A 16,336-nucleotide genomic window follows, 5' to 3' on the forward strand; every position below is an offset into this window, starting at 1 on the left:
ATGCGCTTGACCGTCGGTGAACATGTTGCCTCGGGTTACGGCGCCTTGTTCGGGCTTCTCCTCCTCTGGGTCGCCATGACGATGGCACTCAATGCAGGGCAATGGTGCCCGTACAGGGAGTGTCGTGGCTTCTTGCCGAGCGGAGGTGCGTCGATCCGGGTGATACCCATCTCCCAATGGAAGCCCTTCGTGGACGATCCCGGCGAGTTCCCGGTCCCGGCGGCCGCGGAACCACACTGCCCATCGCCCGCAGTCGGAAGCTCCGTCGTACTCGCCGAGGCGCCGCTGCCAGAAGGCTTCGACCCGACAGCCGACCAGGGGCGGCCGCTATTCGCCTGCGTGCGCCTCTCCGAGAGCGGCAGGGTGATCGAGGCGCGTCTGCTTGGCAGTACCAATATGCCAGGCGTGGACAAGCGCCTGACCAAGGGGATCAAGCGCACGTGGCGCTTCCGCGCAGATAATTCGCCCATCGACAGCGCGCGCTGGCATCGGGTGCGTCTCAACAAGGGCCCGGTCGGCGGCAGCTTCCCGGCGTTCTACCTCGAATGATCAGCCGACGATCCGCGCCAGCCCCTTGGAGAGCTGCAGCGCGCCATTGATCCGCGCGGCGGGATCCGGCCAGTTGCGCGCGATCACCAGCTTGCTGTCCGGCCTGAGCTTCGCCGTCCCCTTGAGGCGCTGGACATAGGCGATCAGCCCCTGGAGATCGGGGAAGTGGTCGTTGTGGAAGTGGACGAGTGCGCCCTTCGGGCCGACGTCCAGCTTTACCACCGAGGCCTTGCGGCAATTGAGCTTGATCTCGATCACCTTGAGCAGATTGTCGGTCTCCGCCGGGAGCTTGCCGAAACGGTCGATCAGCTCGGCGGCGAACGGCTCGAGCTCGGCCGCGGTCTCGAACTCGTTCATGCGCCGGTAGAGGCCCATGCGCAGGTCGAGGTCGGGAACATATTCCTCGGGGATCAGGATCGGCGCGTCGACGGTGATCTGCGGCGAGAAATCGTCGGCCGGCTTCAGCGCGCCGCCCGATTTCGCCTCGAGGATCGCGTCCTCCAGCATCGACTGGTAGAGCTCGAACCCGACCTCCTTGATATGGCCCGATTGCTCGTCGCCGAGCAGGTTCCCCGCGCCGCGGATGTCGAGGTCGTGGCTGGCGAGCTGAAAGCCGGCGCCGAGCGAATCGAGATTCGCCAGCACCTGGAGCCGCTTGTCGGCGGCTTCGGTGACGGTGCGCGTCTCCGGCGTCGTGAAATAGGCGTAGGCGCGGGTCTTCGAGCGGCCGACGCGGCCGCGCAGCTGGTAGAGCTGGGCGAGGCCGAAGCGGTCGGCGCGGTGGATGATCAGGGTGTTGGCCGAGGGGATGTCGAGTCCGCTTTCGACGATCGTGGTCGAAAGCAGCACGTCGTACTTGCGGTCGTAAAAGGCGCTCATCCTCTCCTCGACCTCGGTCGGGGCCATCTGGCCGTGCGCGGTGATGAACTTCACCTCCGGCACCTCGTCGCGCAGGAACTGCTCGATGTCGGGCAGGTCGGCGACACGCGGCGCGACGAAATAGGCCTGGCCGCCACGATAATGTTCGCGCAGCAGCGCCTCGCGCAGCACGACCGGGTCCCAGGGCATGACGTAGGTGCGCACCGCCAGGCGGTCGACCGGGGGGGTCTGGATGACCGAGAGCTCGCGCAGGCCGGACATCGCCATCTGCAGCGTGCGCGGGATCGGCGTAGCGGTGAGGGTGAGGACGTGGACGTCCGCCTTCATCGCCTTCAGCCGCTCCTTATGGGTGACGCCGAAGCGCTGCTCCTCGTCGACGATGACGAGGCCGAGGTTCTTGAACTCGACCGATTTGGCGAGCAGCGCGTGCGTGCCGATGACGATGTCGACCTTGCCGGCGGCAAGCCCATCGCGCGTCTCCTTCGCCTCCTTCGCGGTCACCAGGCGCGAGAGGCGGCCGATCTCGATCGGGAAGCCCTGAAAGCGTTCCTTGAAATTGTTGTAATGCTGGCGGGCGAGCAGCGTGGTCGGACAGACCAGGGCGACCTGCATGCCGGCCATCGCCGCAACGAAGGCGGCACGCAACGCGACCTCGGTCTTGCCGAAGCCGACGTCGCCGCAGACCAGGCGGTCCATCGGCTTGCCCGCGGCGAGATCGCCGACCACGTCGTCGATCGCCCGCTCCTGGTCCTCGGTTTCCTCGTAAGGAAAGCGGTCGACGAAGGCGGCGAAGCCGGTGTCGGTCTCGGCGACCGGCGCCGGGCGCAGGGCCCGCTCGGCCGCGGTGCGGATGAGCTCGCCCGCGATCTCGCGGATCCGCTCCTTCATCCGCGCCTTGCGCCGCTGCCAGGCCTCGCCGCCGAGACGGTCGAGCGTGACGCCGTCGCTCTCGTTGCCGTAGCGCGAGAGGATGTCGATATTCTCGACCGGCACGTAGAGCTTGTCGCCGCCGGCATATTCGAGCGCGACGCAATCGTGTGGGCTGGTGCCGACCGGGATCTGGGTTAGCCCCTCGTACCGCCCGATGCCGTGGTCGGCATGGACGACGAGATCGCCCGGAGAGAGCGTCGCCAGTTCGCTGAGAAACGCATCGGCCGATTTCTTGCGCTTGCGGCGGCGAACGAGCCGGTCGCCGAGCATGTCTTGCTCGGTGAGCAGGGCGAGGTCGCCGGTGGTGAAGCCGTGGTCGAGGGGCAGCACCGCGAGTGCGACTCCGCCCTGGGCGGCGGCGCCCTGGGCCTCCTGCCAGCTGTCCGCCTCGGCCGCCTTCTTGAGGCCGTGGTCGGCGAGCAGGCCCTTCAGCCGCTCGCGCGAGCCGACCGAGTAGCTCGCCAGCACGACCTTCTTCTTCGCGCGCCGAAGAGCGGCGACATGCTCGACCACCGCCTCGTAGACGTTGGCGTTCTGAGAGCGCTCCGGCGCGAAGTCCCGCGCGGCGTCGACCCCGAAATCGAGAACCCGCGCGCTCTCCGGCTCGTGGAACGGCGTGGCGAGGTGGAGCGGGCGGTCCTCGATCAGGCGCTGCCACTCGTCGCGGGTCAGGTAGAGGGTCTCCGGCTCGAGCGGACGGTAGCTGCCCGGGTCCGACGATTGGGCGCGGGCGCGGTTCTGGTAATAATCGGCGATCGCCTCGAACCGCGCCTCGGCGGCGCCGGCGTCATGGGTGTCGCGGACGACGATGTCGTCGGCCGAGAGATGGTCGAACAGCGTGTCGAGCCGCTCCTCGAACAGCGGCAGCCAATGGTCGAGCCCGGCCAGGCGCCGCCCTTCGGACACTGCCTGGTAGAGCGGATCGCCGGTGGCGGTGGCGCCGAACTTCTCGCGGTAATGCGAGCGGAAGCGCTTGATGCTGTCCTCGTCGAGCAAGGTCTCGGAGGCGGGAAGGAGAGTGAAGCCTTCGACGGTGCCGCTGGTCCGCTGGGTGGCGGGATCGAAGCGCCGGACGCTCTCGATCTCGTCTCCGAAGAAGTCGAGCCGCAAGCCCTCGGTCTCGCCGGCCGGGAACAGATCGACGATGCCGCCGCGTACCGCGAACTCGCCCGCATCATGGACCGTGTCGGTGCGGTGATAGCCGTTGGCGGTGAGCAGGGCCGTCAGGCGGTCGAGATCAATCCGCTCGCCCGGGGCGAGCCGTGCCACCAGCTGACGAATCCGGAAGGGGGTCAGCGTCCGCTGGGTCGCCGCATTGACGGTGGTGACGAGAAGCTGCGGCTTGCTGCTCTTGCGCTGGAGCGCGTGAAGCGTCGCCAGCCGCTCGGACGAGGCGCGCAGCGACGGCGAGCTGCGATCATAGGGAAGGCAGTCCCACGCCGGGAACGTGGGCACTTCCAGCTCCGGCGCGAAATAGGCGGCCGCATCGGCGATGTGCCGCATGGCGGCTTCGTCCGGTGCGACGAACACGGCGCGGCCTTTCGCGGCGCGCGCGAGATCGGCAGCCAGCCAGGGCAGGAACCCGGCCGGCGCTCCGGCCAGGGTGATCGGCTTGTCGGCTTTCAGAATTATTGGAAGATCAGTCACTTAGCGTGCTTTATATAATTCACGTTCTGAAGACGGCGCATCATTTCCCCATCGAAGGCAGGCGGCGGCGGCGCCGTGCCGATCGCCCAGGCCATGATGTCGACGTCCTGTTCCTCGAGCAGGGCCTCGAACCAGGCGATCTCGCTCTCGTCCCAGCTTGCAGAGCAGGCGTCGAAGAAACCGCCGATCAGCAGGTCCGCTTCCTTGGTGCCGCGGTGCCAGGCACGAAAGCGGAGACGTTTCAGGCGGGGTTCGCGATCCATGGAGCTCCACAGGAGATGGGCCCGCACGGGCTTTGCGAACCCGGCCGGCATTGGCTACGACGCCCATCTAGTTATGCGCCCCGACATACTCAATCCGCTGTTCGCCGAGGTCGAGGCGTTGAAGGGCGTCGGCCCGGGCCTGGCGAAGCCGCTCAAGCGGCTCGAGCTCGCCCGCGTCGTCGACGTGCTGTTCCACCTGCCGGTCAGCTGGATCGAGCGGAAGCGGGTGGAGCGGCTCGACATCGAGGACGCCGGGCGGATCGTGACGATCGCCGTCACGCCGGTGGAATACCGGCAGAGTGGGGGCAGGGGGCCGTTCAAGGTCCACGCCGTCGATGCCGCCGGCACACGGCTGACGCTCACCTATTTCAACAATCCCGGCTGCGGGCGCAAGCAGCTCCCGCTGGGCGAGACGAAAATCGTCTCGGGCCGGCTCGACACCTACGGGCAGGAGCTGCAGATGGTCCATCCGGACCACGTGCTTCCTCCCGAGGAAGCGGCCGATCTGCCCGAGCGGGAGCCTGTCTATCCTCTGTCCGAGGGGCTCACCAACCGGCGGCTCGGCGATTTCGCGGCGCAGGCCGTGGCGCGGGCGCCGGAGCTCGCCGAGTGGGTCGAGCCGAGCCTGCTCGCGCGGCACGGCTGGCCGGCCTGGACCGAGGCGCTGCGGCGCGCTCACAAGGATCCCGCCGAAGCCAAGGCGCGCGAGCGCCTTGCCTATGACGAGATCTTCGCCAACCAGCTCGCCCTGATGCTGGTCCGCGCGTCGTCGCGCAGGCGCAAGGGCCAGCCGCTGCAGGGCGACGGCAGGCTGCGGGCCGCGCTGAAGCTGCCTTACCGCCCGACCGGGGCGCAGAGCCGCGCTATCGCCGAGATCGAGGGCGACCTCGCGCAGCAGGTGCCGATGCTGCGGCTGCTCCAGGGGGACGTCGGATCCGGCAAGACGCTGGTCGCCGTGATGGCCATGCTTGCGGCCGTCGAGGCCGGGGCGCAGGCGGCGCTGCTGGCGCCGACGGAGATTCTCGCCCGCCAGCATTTCGAGACGATCTCGCGCCAGCTCGCCGGGCTGCCGGTCACGGTTGCGATCCTCACCGGACGCGACAAGGGCAAGGCCCGCGAATCGACGCTGATGGGCCTGGCGGACGGCTCGATCGACATCCTGGTCGGGACGCACGCCATCTTCCAGCAGGCGGTGAGCTATCGCCGCCTCGGCCTTGCCGTGATCGACGAGCAGCACCGCTTCGGCGTGGCGCAGCGAATGATGCTCGCCGAGAAAGCGGAGCGACCGCCGCATCTGCTGGTGATGACGGCGACGCCGATCCCGCGGACGCTGACGCTCACCCATTATGGCGAGATGGACGTCAGCCCGCTCGACGAGATGCCGCCCGGTCGCCAGCCGATCGAGACGCGCGTGATGAGCGTCGATCGCCTGCCGGAGATCGTCGATGCGCTCGGACGCCATGTCGTCGGCGGAGGACAGGCCTATTGGGTCTGCCCGCTGGTCGAGGAGAGCGAAGCGTCCGATCAGGCGGCGGCCGAGGATCGCGCCGAGGCGCTCGGCCGGATCTTTCCCGGCCGCGTCGGCCTCGTCCATGGCCGCATGAAGGGGCCGGAGAAGGACGCGGTGATGGCGGCCTTCCAGCGCGCGGAGCTCGCCGTGCTGGTGGCGACCACGGTGATCGAGGTCGGCGTCGACGTGCCGAACGCCACCCTGATGATCGTCGAGGGCGCCGAGCGCTTCGGGCTTGCCCAGCTCCACCAGCTTCGCGGCCGGGTCGGGCGGGGGGAGGGGCGCTCCGTCTGTCTGCTGCTGCGCGGGAACGCGCTGAGCGAGACCGGCCGTGCCCGCCTGGCGCTGATGCGCGAGACCAACGACGGCTTCCGCATCGCCGAGGAGGATTTGCGGCTGCGCGGCGCCGGCGAGATCCTCGGCACCCGCCAGTCCGGAGAGGCGCAGTTCCGCCTCGCCTCGCCCGAGCAGATCCAGGCGCTGGTACCGATCGCGAGCGACGACGCCCGCCTCCTCGTCGACCGCGACGGCGGCCTCGAGGGGCCCCGCGGGCAGGCGGCGCGGGTGCTTCTCTATCTGATGGAGCGCGACGCCGCGGTGGGGCTGCTCAGGAGCGGTTAGGCCGCCGCCACCATGCCGTGCTTCTTGCGGCCGAAGCTCACCTTGTCGCCGGGCTTCACGACATAGGTCGGGTCGCGAACCTCCTCGTCGTTGACCCGGATCGCGCCCTCGTCGAGCTTGCGCCGCACTTCCTTGTTGGACGCCGCAAAGCCGAGCGCCGTATTCGCCTGGACGATCGTGATTCCTTCGGCGGGAATTTTGATCGTCGGCAGACTCTCGCCCGCAGCCCCTTCCTCGAAGGTCCGGCGTGCGGTCTCCGCGGCGTCGCGTGCCGCGGCTTCGCCATGCGCCATGGCGGTGGCGGCGTCGGCGAGCACCTTCTTGGCGTCGTTGATCTCGCTGCCTTCGAGGCGCTCGAGCCGGGCGATCTCGTCGAGCGGCAGATCGGTGAACAGGCGCAGGAAACGACCGACGTCGGCATCCTGGGTGTTCCGCCAGAACTGCCAGTAATCATAGGGGCTGAGCTGGTCCGGGTTGAGCCACACGGCGCCGCTCGTCGTCTTGCCCATCTTGCCGCCGTCGGCGGTGGTGATCAGCGGCGTCGTCAGGCCGAATACCTGGGTCGAATCGACCCGGCGGGTGAGCTCGATGCCGTTGACGATATTGCCCCATTGGTCGGAGCCGCCGAGCTGCAGCCGGCAAGCGGCGCGCCGCGACAGCTCCAGGAAGTCGTAGCCCTGGAGAATCATGTAGTTGAACTCGAGGAAGCTCAGCGACTGCTCGCGGTCGAGGCGAAGCTTGACGCTGTCGAAGCTGAGCATCCGGTTGACCGAGAAGTGCTGGCCGATCTCCCGCAGGAACGGGATGTACTCGAGCTTGTCGAGCCACTCGGCATTGTCGACCATCACCGCGTCGCTCGGGCCATCGCCGAAGGTGAGGAAATGCTCGAACACGCGCTTGATCGACGCGATGTTGGCGTTGATCGTCTCGGCGGTGAGCAGCTTGCGGGCTTCGTCCTTGAAGCTCGGATCACCGATCTTGGACGTGCCGCCGCCCATCAGCACGATCGGCTTGTGGCCGGCCTGCTGGAGACGCCGAAGCATCATGATTTGGACGAGCGATCCGACGTGCAGCGACGGCGCCGTGGCGTCGAAGCCGATATAGCCCGGCACGACCTCCTTCGCGGCGAGGGCGTCGAGGCCCTCCGCATCGGTCACCTGATGGATATAGCCGCGCTCGTCGAGCAGGCGAAGAAGATCGGATCGGTAGGTCATGGCCGGCGCCGGTTAGCATGGGTGCGCCGCAACAGGAAAGCGCCGGAATGGGGCGCTCGGACGGACCTGGGCGACGGGCCGCTTGCCCCCGGTGGCCGCTTTTCCTACGCCGCGCACATGGTGCAGCGTCTTCAGCTCCGATGTCATCCGGACACACCGAGCGGCGCGTTCGATGCGGTAATGGTCGACGTGCGGCGAAACGGCGGCAGGCAAGGCGCGCGGCGGCTCTCCGTCCGTTACGTCCTGTCGGGAAATCTGCGGGCCCTGAAGGCGCCGCAACACGTCACGCAGAAGGCCCGGGCCGACGATCTCTGGCGCCATACCTGCTTCGAGGCGTTCGTCAGGGTCGGCGCGAGCCGGACCTATCACGAGTTCAACCTGGCGCCGTCCGGTGCCTGGTCCTGTTACCGTTTCGACGACTATCGCAGCGGCATGCAGTCGGAGAAATATGTCGGTTCGCCCGCCATCGGCACCTTCATCCACAACGATTCCGTGGATGCCGAGCGCGCCGAGGAGCTCGCCCGCATCGGCCTCGACGGCCTCGAGAACGTGCCCGCACCCTTCTTTCTGCTCACCGCGACGCTCGACATGGAGGAAACCCGGCTGCCGCTCGACGAGCCCTGGCATCTCGGCCTCTCCGCGGTGATCGAGGAACGGAACGGCACGATCTCCTACTGGGCGCTGAACCATCCACCCGGAGACCCGGATTTCCACCATCCGGATTGCTTTGCGCTCGAACTTGCCCCAGCGAGGCCCGCATGAAATTCGGAATCGACCGCCTTCTCGCCGACCCTGCGCTGCGTGCGCCTCTCGAGGGGCGCCGCGTCGCGCTTGTCGCGCACCCGGCATCCGTCACCGAGGATCTTCGCCACAGCCTCGATGCGCTCGCCGCCTGCGACGGCATCAAGCTCAGTGCCGCTTTCGGCCCGCAGCACGGCCTGCGCGGCGACAAGCAGGACAACATGGTCGAATCGCCGGACTTCAACGATCCGGTTCACGACATCCCCGTCTTCAGCCTCTATGGCGAGGTTCGCCGTCCCACCGGCCAATCGATGGGCACGTTCGACGTGGTGCTGGTCGATCTCCAGGACCTCGGCTGCCGGATTTACACCTTCATCACCACCCTGCTCTACATCCTGGAGGCGGCCGCCCAGCACAAGAAGGCGGTATGGGTGCTCGATCGTCCCAACCCGGCGGGGAGGCCGATCGAGGGAACGACGCTGAAGAGCGGCTGGGAGAGCTTCGTCGGCGCCGGGCCGATGCCGATGCGCCACGGCCTGACCCTGGGCGAGCTCGGCCGCTGGTTCATCGACACGATGAAGCTCGACGTCGACTATCGGGTCATCGAGATGGAGGATTATCGCCCCGACGAGGCGCCGGGCTTCGGCTGGCCGACCGACCGTGTGTGGATCAATCCCAGTCCGAACGCGCCCAACCTCTCCATGGCCCGGTCCTACGCCGGCACCGTCATGCTCGAGGGCGCCACATTGTCCGAGGGGCGGGGCACCACGCGCCCGCTCGAGATCTTCGGCGCGCCGGATATCGACGCGCGGGCCGTGCTCGCCGAGATGCGTCGCTTCGCCCCGCAATGGCTCGCGGGCTGCGCCTTGCGCGACATCTGGTTCGAACCGACTTTTCACAAGCATGTCGGACAGTTGTGCAGCGGCGTTCACATCCATCCCGAAGGTCGCTTCTACGATCACGAGGCGTTCCGCCCGTGGCGGCTGCAGGCCCTCGGCTTCAAGGCGATCCGCCGCCTGCAGCCGGATTATCCGCTGTGGCGCGACTTCCCGTACGAATATGAGTTCGGGAAGCTCGCCATCGACGTGATCAACGGCGGCACCGGCCTGCGCGAATGGGTCGACGATCCGGCCTCGACGCCGGCCGACCTCGAGGCGCTCGCCGGCCCCGACGAGCAGGCCTGGGCGGAAGAGCGTGCGCGCTACCTCCTCTACTGAGGCACGCCGGTTGTGCGGAAGGCGGGAACAGGGTAATTTGCGCCGCCTGGCAAGACGAGGAGGCGAGCATGAGCGAACCGACACCCTCTGCGGACCGCGAAGAGCCCACCCCCGTACCGAGCGAACGAGCGCCCTGGCAGCCGCTGGGCTATGACAAGATCGCCGCCGCTGACGCCGAAAACAGCGCTTCCTCGGGCAGTCCCGACGGTACCACCTACTCCTGATCGGTGAGCCCCGCTGCCCGGAGCAGCGCGGGATCGAGGTCGCGCGGACGCGATTCGCGGGTCGGCTTGACGTCGAACGTCACGACCACCCGATCTCCGGGTGCGTTCGTCGCATGGACGTGATGGTAGAAATAGCCGGGAAAGAGCAGGAGCAGGCCAGGCTCGGGCTTCAGCGTCAGGACCGGCCAGATGTCGCTGCCGCTCGGGAGCTTGCGCCCTGGCGGAGCGAACTCGACGCAGCCCTCCTTGCCCACCATGCCCTTCGGAACATCGACGTAATAGACCCCGCTCAGCCAGGTGCAGGCATGGGTGTGCGGCGCGACATAGCCTTGGCGGGGCGTGATCACCGTCTCGCTGTGCAGCCATGTGCCGCTCGGCTTGCTGCGCCGCTGGAGGATTTCGCCGGAGGCGGCGAGCCATTGCTCGTAATCGGCTTGCTGCGCATCGAACGTGCGGAGCAGGGCAGCGCTCGCCGGCGCGCCGGCCTCGCCGCGGGCTGCGATCGCGCCTTGCAGGCCTCCCGGCAGCCGGAAGGCGCCATGGACGACGTCGGCCGCGGCGATCCGGCTCGGCACGGCGCCGAGCGATTCCTGCTCCGCGCGAAGCGCCGCGTGAAAGCTGTCCAGCGAGTCGAAGCCCTCGGGAGCTTCAGGGTGGACGCGCCTCAGCAGGCGATCGTAATCGAGCAACGTTGCGAGCGTGCGCCGGCGGCCGAGCAGGGCAAGTGCGATCGTGTACTGGGCGAACAGCCAACCGCTCGGCGCCATTCGTTCCAGGGCCGCTTCGCAATGGCGCGCAAGGGCGGCGCCGTCGCCGCGGCGGATCAGCGCCTGGCCTACCCCTCGGGTGAGATAGGGGCTGGTGGGATCGAGCGCGAAGCCGCGTTCGAAGACCGCATCGGCGCGCTCTTGCTCTCCCCGCGTGCGCAGCGCGAATCCGAGCGCCGCGTGCACGGCGGCGTCGTCCGGGGCCAGCGCGAGCGCCTGCTCGCCGGCGGCGACCGCGCCGTCGACATCCCCGATCTCGAGCAGGGACGTGGCGAACGCCGCCCAGGCGGTCGCATCGTCGGGTGCGGCGGCGACCACGTTGCGCCACGCGCCCGGTGCCCGCTGTCGGTTGTTGCTGCGCATGCAGGCCTGGGCGAAGCGGCGCGCCGCGGTCAGGTCGTCCGGTGCGGCAGCGGCGGCCCCAGCGAGCAGCTCCAGGACCGCGCTTTGTGCGCGGGTGCGCTCAACCTCGGCGAGATAGGTCATCGGTAGCTCCCCCGCGGGCACCGTCCGGCGCTTGTGATGGACCGGAGGCGAGGATATTCTTCGCGCCGTGGACTGCCAAGGCCCGGTTCTCGATCGGGGCACTCACCCGGCTTCCGGCACCTGGCGCTACCGCGCCTTCGGCCTCACCATCGCGTCGCAGGTCCCGCTTCCGCAACTGGCGGCGTGCGCGACCGGTGGCACGGCCGACCTCGTCGTTGCGCTGGGGCAGGTCGAGCCTGGCTTCGAGTCACGCCCAGGCTACCGGCGCGGCCGGATCTACGACCAATTCCGCTACGAGGCGGTCGACGGGGTTCGGATCGTGGTCGAGCCTCTCCCCGGCTCCTCGCCCTCGAACATCGCCGACGGGCTGATGAGCCGGGTTCTCACCGCCGCGCTCTATCAGCGCGGGCTGCTGCCGCTGCACGCGAGCGCGGTAGTCCTCTCGGAAGGGGCAATCGCCGTGGCCGGGCCGTCGGGGGCCGGCAAGTCGACGCTGGCCGCGATGCTCGCCCGGCAGGGCGGCCGCGTCCTCGCCGACGACATGCTGGTGCTTGCCGACGATGTCGATCCGCGGTGTGCCTGGGGCGGGGCAGGGGGGCTGAAGCTCACCACCGGCTCGCTGGGGACGATCGGACGGGGCAGCGAGGGCCTCGCCCTGGCCAATACCGCCGAAGGAAAATACTTCCTGCCGATGGCGGCGGAGGCATCGGCGCAGCCGGTGCCGATCACCACGTTGATCTGCCTTCGCGAAGGGCCGCCGGCGCTCGAAACCGTGCCGCCGTTTCGCGCGCTCGCCGAGTGGAAGCATCGCGTGAAGATGCCGGAGCTGATCGAGAATGCGCCCTGTGCGCAGACGCTCTTTCGTCGATGGCTCGATTTCGTCGGGGCGGCGCGGGTCGTGATGGTGTCGCACGGCAGGGACATGGCGGCGCTCGCAGCCATTGCGCAGCGTCTCCCGGGCGAGTGCGGTCGACACGGCGAACATCCGGAAGGGGGAGGAGAAGACGATGGACCAATTCTCCAGCGACATGGAAGTCCAGCGCAGGCCTGAGATCCTGCACTCGCGGGTCGACGACGCGGTCTACGCGCTCGACACGGCCTCGGGCGCCTGCTTCGCCTTCCATGGGCCGAGTGCGCGGCTGTGGGAGCTGCTCGGGGAGCCGATCACCCCGGCCGCAGCCGCCCGGCGCCTGGTCGAGCAGTACCAGATCGACGAGGAGAGCTGCAGGCGGGAGGTCGCCGATCATTTCACCAGCCTTCATGGGGAAGGGCTGATCGTCGCGACCGGCCGCTGACTCGAGCGATGGCGGGCCCGATCGACGTCGCTTTCTGCTTCGACGACCACCTCGCGCTTCCCGGCGCGATCGCGATCCTGTCCTTGCTCGAGAGCCGACGGGAAGACGTTCGGCTGCACGTGCTGACCGACCCCCGCCTGGCGGCCGCACCATTGCTGCGTACGATTGCCGGTCGCCATGGCGTCTCGCTCAGGATCATCGACGCCGCACCGGAAAGCCGCGAAACGCTCGACGCGACCAGCGCCTACGGCCTGCCCTCGCTCGCGACCTACCGGCGGATATTCCTCGGCGAGTTGCTGCCGGATCTCGACCGCATCCTCTATCTCGACGCGGACGTGCTGGTGCGGCGCTGCCTGTCAGCCCTCTGGACGCTTCCGCTCGACGGCAGGACGCTGGCGGCGGTACCCGATCCCTGGATGATCACCTTGCCCGCGGTGCGGGCGGAATTCCCCGACGGCTATTTCAACGCCGGGGTTCTTCTCCTCGATCTCGAGCGCTGCCGGACGGAGCGGCTGTCGGCGCGATGCCTGGGCGAGATCCGGCGGCGGCAGGAAGAGGCGGCGGCGCGCGGCGCGACGGCCTTGTCGTACAGCAACGAGCAGACGCCGCTCAACGCCTGCCTGCGCGACGACTGGAAGGCGCTTCCCCCCTTGTGGAACTTCACCGGATTGCACGGCCCGCGCCTGGCCGGACTGCTCGGCATCCCTGGTGGCGAGCTCGCCGCAATTTCGGCCGATCCGGCGGTCGTGCATTTCCTCGGTGCATACAAGCCGTGGCTCGACGGGGTCGAGGGCCTGAGCCCGTGGCATGTCGCCTACCAGGCGTGGCGGGATCGGCTAGAGCGGGAATATGGCACCGGTGGCCTGGCCTGGCCGGGCGCGTTCACCAACGGCGCCGCCGCGGTGCGGGCGCGGCGGCTGATGGCGCTGAGGCTGGTGCACGCCGCGCGGACGCGCGGCATGGCGCATCCCGCCGTCGTGCTCACCGGCCTGCTCGGGCGCGAGATCGCGATCGTCGCGGCCGAGCAGGGGCTGAGCCTTTCGTGCTTCGCCAGCGATAATCCGCTGTTCTCGGGCGGCAGTCTCGACGGCATCCCGATCGTCTCGATCGCCGAGGCGGTCGCAGCCGGCTGTTCGGAGTTCATCCTCGGGGACTACCGGCGGCTCGACTGGAGCAAGGCGGGCGTGCGCGCCGCCGCCCGGGACGCGCCAGGGCTGCTGCACATGGTCGCGCTGGACGGCGAGAGCCGGTTCAGACCTTGCGGGTCAGCGTCCGCATCGCCTGGTCCAGCCCTTCCAGCGTGAGCGGATACATCCGGTCCTGCATCAGCTGGCGAATCATCTGGGTGGACTGGGAATAGCCCCAATATTGCTCCGCCGTCGGGTTGAGCCACACGGCCGAGGGGTAGGTGGTCACCATTCGCTGCAGCCAGGTCGCGCCCGCTTCCTCGTTATAATGCTCGACGGATCCGCCGGCGTGGCTGATCTCGTACGGGCTCATCGCCGCATCGCCGACGAACACGAGCTTGTAGTCGTGGCCGAACTTGTGGAGCACGTCCCAAGTCGGTGTCCGCTCGCTGAACCGCCGCCGGTTGTCCTTCCACAGGCTCTCGTAAACGCAATTGTGGAAGTAGAAGAACGCGAGGTTCTTGAACTCGGACGTGGCGGCCGAGAACAATTCCTCGCAGAGCGCGATGTGGGGATCCATCGATCCGCCGACGTCGAGGAAGAGCAGGAGCTTCACGGCATTGTGGCGTTCCGGGCGCATCTGGATGTCGAGCCAGCCGCGCCGGGCGGTGCCGTCGATCGTGCCCTCGAGGTCGAGCTCCTCGGCCGCGCCTTCGCGGGCGAAGCGGCGTAACCGGCGCAGCGCGACCTTGATGTTGCGCGTGCCGAGCTCGCGCGCATTGTCGAGGTTCCGGAACTCGCGCTTGTCCCACACCTTGAGCGCGCGGCCGTGCCGGCCCTCGCCGCCGATCCGCACGCCCTCCGGAGTGTAGCCGCCGTGGCCGAACGGGGAGGTGCCGCCGGTGCCGATCCACTTGCTGCCGCCCTGGTGGCGCTCCTTCTGCTCCTCCAGCCGCTTCTTCAGCGCCTCCATGATCTCTTCCCACGAGCCGAGCGACTTCACTTCCTCCATCTGCTCGGGCGTCAGATAGAGCTCGGCCAGCTTGCGCAGCCATTCCTCCGGTATCGGCACCGCGTCCGGCCCGTAGTCCGCTTCGATGCCCTTGAAGACCTTGGCGAACACCTGGTCGAAGCGATCGAGCAGCGCCTCGTCCTTCACGAAGGTCGCGCGGGCGAGGTAATAGAATTCCTCCGGCCGGGTGGAGATCACCTCGGCGTCGAGCGCCTCGAGCAGGGTGAGATGCTCCTTGAGGGACGCCGGGATGCCGGCGCTGCGGAGCTCATCGACGAACGAGAAGAACATCCCCTTGACCTAACCACTTGCCGCCGGTGGTACCAGCGGGCGGCGCGCACGGCTGGTTAACGGCCTTTCAACACTTCATCCCTAGCGTGCGCGCGAACCAATCCAGGGGGATGTGTGGCAAGTTCAGCGATCGAGGCACCGGACGGCAACGCGATCAGCACCGTCGCACGCAATTGCGGCTCGCTGGCGATCGAGTGCAGCGACGTCTCCGGCTATGTGGCGGGCGTCTCGGAGCGCATCTCGTCCAATCTGAAGATGCTCGACAGCCTCGAGGACGTCACCAGCCGGCTGTTGCTCGATCAGGCGCGGGTCGCCGAATCGACCGACGAGGCGCGGATCCTCGCCGAGCAGGCGCGCGACAAATTGGGTCAGGGCAGGGCGGCGATCGAGGATACCATCTCGATCTTCAGCGGCCTCACCGAACTGGTCGTCCAGCTCGGCGAAAGAATGGCCGGCTTCGCCGAGGCGATGAGCCAGGTCCAGAAGGTCTCGAGCACGATCGAGGGCATTGCCTACAAGACCAACATGCTGGCGCTGAACGCGACGATCGAGGCGGCGCGCGCCGGAGAGTCCGGACGCAGCTTCGCCGTCGTCGCGGCCGAGGTGAAGAAGCTTGCCCATGATACGCGCGCGGCGACCAGCGAGATCGCCGCGACGGTCGCGTCCCTCACCCATGAAGCCGAGGCCGTGACCAGCGAGATCGAGACCGGAGTCAGTCGCAGCCGCGAGGCGCAGAGCGGCTTCGCCGCGATCACCACCACCGTCCGTGACGTCGCCGACATCGTCGCAATGGTCGATCGCCAGACCGATGGCATCGCCCAGTCGACCAGCCTGATCCAGCAGAGCGTCGATCGGGTCAAATCGGGCCTCTCCAGCTTCGCGGTCGACGCACGGGAGAACGGCGGGGAGCTCCATACCGTCCACGACCGGCTCAACCGGCTCGAGCGCCTCTCGGGCGACATGCTCGATCGTCTCGCCAGTTGCGGCGTCAGGATCGACGACACCGTCTTCATCGAGCGGTCGCAGCAGGTGACCGGCGAGATCGCGTCGTTGATCGAAGCGGGCGTGGCCCGCGGCGAGGTCACGCTCGAGGACGTGTTCGACACCGATTACGTGCCCATGCCGGGAACCGATCCGGTCCAGTACACCACCCGTTTCTGCGAATGGGCGGACACCCACATCCGCGCCGTCCTCGATCGGGTCAGCGCCGAGGATCCGCGCTACATCGGCTGCGTGATGAGCGACATGAACGGCTATTTGCCGACCCATGTGACCGCCCGTTCCCAGCCGCAGAGCTCCGATCCGGCATGGAACGCCAAGAACTGCCGCAACCGCCGCAACATGATCGACGACGCCACCCGTCGGGCGATCGAGAGCGACAAGGAGGCGATGCTCGTCACCTACCGCATCAACCTCGGCGAAGGACAGTTCCTGCCGGTCAAGAACGTCTTCGTGCCGCTCTACATCGGCGGCCGGCGCTGGGGCAATTTCGAGCTCGCCTATCGCGACGAGGAGATGCGCCTCGACGCCCGCCGGGGCGAATCCTCGATCTGAGCGCCCCCG

The 16,336-nt window shown here is 68.2% G+C and carries 14 protein-coding genes; 9 read left to right on the plus strand and 5 right to left on the minus strand.

Annotated features, from left to right (window positions below):
- Positions 1-549, plus strand: coding sequence for a hypothetical protein (locus E2493_RS00615; protein WP_135082662.1), 549 nt, complete (start codon positions 1-3; stop codon positions 547-549).
- On the opposite strand, the gene mfd is transcribed toward E2493_RS00615, so the two are convergent.
- Both mfd and E2493_RS00625 read right to left on the minus strand, forming a co-directional pair.
- Positions 550-4,005, minus strand: coding sequence for a transcription-repair coupling factor (mfd, locus tag E2493_RS00620; protein ID WP_135082664.1), 3,456 nt, complete (start codon positions 4,003-4,005; stop codon positions 550-552). It abuts the gene before it with no gap.
- Positions 4,002-4,268 carry an FAD assembly factor SdhE gene (locus E2493_RS00625; RefSeq protein WP_135082666.1) on the minus strand — a complete coding sequence of 89 codons (267 nt, stop codon included), beginning with the start codon at positions 4,266-4,268 and terminating at the stop codon, positions 4,002-4,004. Before E2493_RS00625 ends, mfd begins: the two co-directional genes overlap by 4 nt.
- 73 nt (positions 4,269-4,341) lie before the next feature.
- Between E2493_RS00625 and recG the strand changes: the two genes are divergently transcribed.
- Entirely contained in the window at positions 4,342-6,399 is a 2,058-nt protein-coding gene (gene recG, locus E2493_RS00630; RefSeq protein ID WP_135082668.1) for an ATP-dependent DNA helicase RecG, read from the plus strand.
- Here recG and tyrS read toward each other — a convergent pair.
- The gene (tyrS, locus tag E2493_RS00635; protein WP_135082670.1) at positions 6,396-7,613 is read right to left on the minus strand and encodes a tyrosine--tRNA ligase; all 1,218 of its coding nucleotides are present in this window, start codon (positions 7,611-7,613) and stop codon (positions 6,396-6,398) included. The two genes, recG and tyrS, sit on opposite strands and share 4 nt — an antisense overlap.
- 117 nt (positions 7,614-7,730) lie before the next feature.
- Here tyrS and E2493_RS00640 point away from each other — a divergent pair, with 117 nt between their 5' ends.
- The 3 genes from E2493_RS00640 (at position 7,731) to E2493_RS20970 (ending at position 9,795) form a co-directional block, all read left to right on the plus strand.
- On the plus strand, positions 7,731-8,375 hold the full coding sequence (locus E2493_RS00640) for a DOMON-like domain-containing protein (RefSeq protein WP_135082672.1): 645 nt from the start codon (positions 7,731-7,733) through the stop codon (positions 8,373-8,375).
- Positions 8,372-9,571 carry an exo-beta-N-acetylmuramidase NamZ family protein gene (locus tag E2493_RS00645; protein ID WP_135082674.1) on the plus strand — a complete coding sequence of 400 codons (1,200 nt, stop codon included), beginning with the start codon at positions 8,372-8,374 and terminating at the stop codon, positions 9,569-9,571. The genes E2493_RS00640 and E2493_RS00645 overlap by 4 nt, the downstream gene beginning before the upstream one ends.
- A 68-nt stretch (positions 9,572-9,639) precedes the next feature.
- Positions 9,640-9,795 carry a hypothetical protein gene (locus E2493_RS20970; RefSeq protein WP_167737317.1) on the plus strand — a complete coding sequence of 52 codons (156 nt, stop codon included), beginning with the start codon at positions 9,640-9,642 and terminating at the stop codon, positions 9,793-9,795.
- Here E2493_RS20970 and E2493_RS00650 read toward each other — a convergent pair.
- On the minus strand, positions 9,786-11,048 hold the full coding sequence (locus E2493_RS00650) for a putative 2OG-Fe(II) oxygenase (RefSeq protein ID WP_135082677.1): 1,263 nt from the start codon (positions 11,046-11,048) through the stop codon (positions 9,786-9,788). The two genes, E2493_RS20970 and E2493_RS00650, sit on opposite strands and share 10 nt — an antisense overlap.
- 67 nt (positions 11,049-11,115) lie before the next feature.
- Here E2493_RS00650 and E2493_RS00655 point away from each other — a divergent pair, with 67 nt between their 5' ends.
- The 3 genes from E2493_RS00655 to E2493_RS00665 are packed head-to-tail and all read left to right on the plus strand — an operon-like array spanning position 11,116 to position 13,647.
- A complete protein-coding gene (locus E2493_RS00655; protein WP_135082679.1) occupies positions 11,116-12,099 on the plus strand; it encodes a hypothetical protein in 984 nt (327 codons plus the stop codon).
- On the plus strand, positions 12,056-12,343 hold the full coding sequence (locus tag E2493_RS00660; protein WP_135082681.1) for a PqqD family protein: 288 nt from the start codon (positions 12,056-12,058) through the stop codon (positions 12,341-12,343). Before E2493_RS00655 ends, E2493_RS00660 begins: the two co-directional genes overlap by 44 nt.
- Positions 12,344-12,351: 8 nt before the next feature.
- Complete coding sequence (locus E2493_RS00665; protein WP_135082683.1) at positions 12,352-13,647, plus strand: glycosyltransferase family 8 protein; 1,296 nt, start codon at positions 12,352-12,354, stop codon at positions 13,645-13,647.
- Here E2493_RS00665 and E2493_RS00670 read toward each other — a convergent pair.
- Positions 13,595-14,773: a vWA domain-containing protein gene (locus E2493_RS00670; protein WP_135082685.1), complete on the minus strand. Its 1,179-nt coding sequence runs from the start codon at positions 14,771-14,773 to the stop codon at positions 13,595-13,597. The two genes, E2493_RS00665 and E2493_RS00670, sit on opposite strands and share 53 nt — an antisense overlap.
- Positions 14,774-14,887: 114 nt before the next feature.
- On the opposite strand from E2493_RS00670, the gene E2493_RS00675 reads away from it, so the two are divergent.
- Entirely contained in the window at positions 14,888-16,327 is a 1,440-nt protein-coding gene (locus tag E2493_RS00675; RefSeq protein WP_135082687.1) for a methyl-accepting chemotaxis protein, read from the plus strand.
- The last annotated feature ends 9 nt before the right edge of the window (positions 16,328-16,336 follow it).

The organism is Sphingomonas parva (ex Maeng et al. 2020) (assembly GCF_004564275.1).
Classification (GTDB): domain Bacteria; phylum Pseudomonadota; class Alphaproteobacteria; order Sphingomonadales; family Sphingomonadaceae; genus Allosphingosinicella; species Allosphingosinicella parva.

What these genes read in the sequence shown, in the direction of transcription:
- E2493_RS00625 (WP_135082666.1), bottom strand. Translation starts at nt 4,268, where the DNA reads ATGGATCGCGAACCCCGCCTGAAACGTCTCCGCTTTCGTGCCTGGCAC.
- recG (WP_135082668.1), top strand. Translation starts at nt 4,342, where the DNA reads ATGCGCCCCGACATACTCAATCCGCTGTTCGCCGAGGTCGAGGCGTTG.
- E2493_RS00665 (WP_135082683.1), top strand. Translation starts at nt 12,352, where the DNA reads ATGGCGGGCCCGATCGACGTCGCTTTCTGCTTCGACGACCACCTCGCG.
- E2493_RS00660 (WP_135082681.1), top strand. Translation starts at nt 12,056, where the DNA reads ATGGACCAATTCTCCAGCGACATGGAAGTCCAGCGCAGGCCTGAGATC.
- E2493_RS00645 (WP_135082674.1), top strand. Translation starts at nt 8,372, where the DNA reads ATGAAATTCGGAATCGACCGCCTTCTCGCCGACCCTGCGCTGCGTGCG.
- E2493_RS00670 (WP_135082685.1), bottom strand. Translation starts at nt 14,773, where the DNA reads ATGTTCTTCTCGTTCGTCGATGAGCTCCGCAGCGCCGGCATCCCGGCG.
- E2493_RS20970 (WP_167737317.1), top strand. Translation starts at nt 9,640, where the DNA reads ATGAGCGAACCGACACCCTCTGCGGACCGCGAAGAGCCCACCCCCGTA.
- E2493_RS00640 (WP_135082672.1), top strand. Translation starts at nt 7,731, where the DNA reads ATGGTGCAGCGTCTTCAGCTCCGATGTCATCCGGACACACCGAGCGGC.
- tyrS (WP_135082670.1), bottom strand. Translation starts at nt 7,613, where the DNA reads ATGACCTACCGATCCGATCTTCTTCGCCTGCTCGACGAGCGCGGCTAT.
- E2493_RS00650 (WP_135082677.1), bottom strand. Translation starts at nt 11,048, where the DNA reads ATGACCTATCTCGCCGAGGTTGAGCGCACCCGCGCACAAAGCGCGGTC.
- E2493_RS00615 (WP_135082662.1), top strand. Translation starts at nt 1, where the DNA reads ATGCGCTTGACCGTCGGTGAACATGTTGCCTCGGGTTACGGCGCCTTG.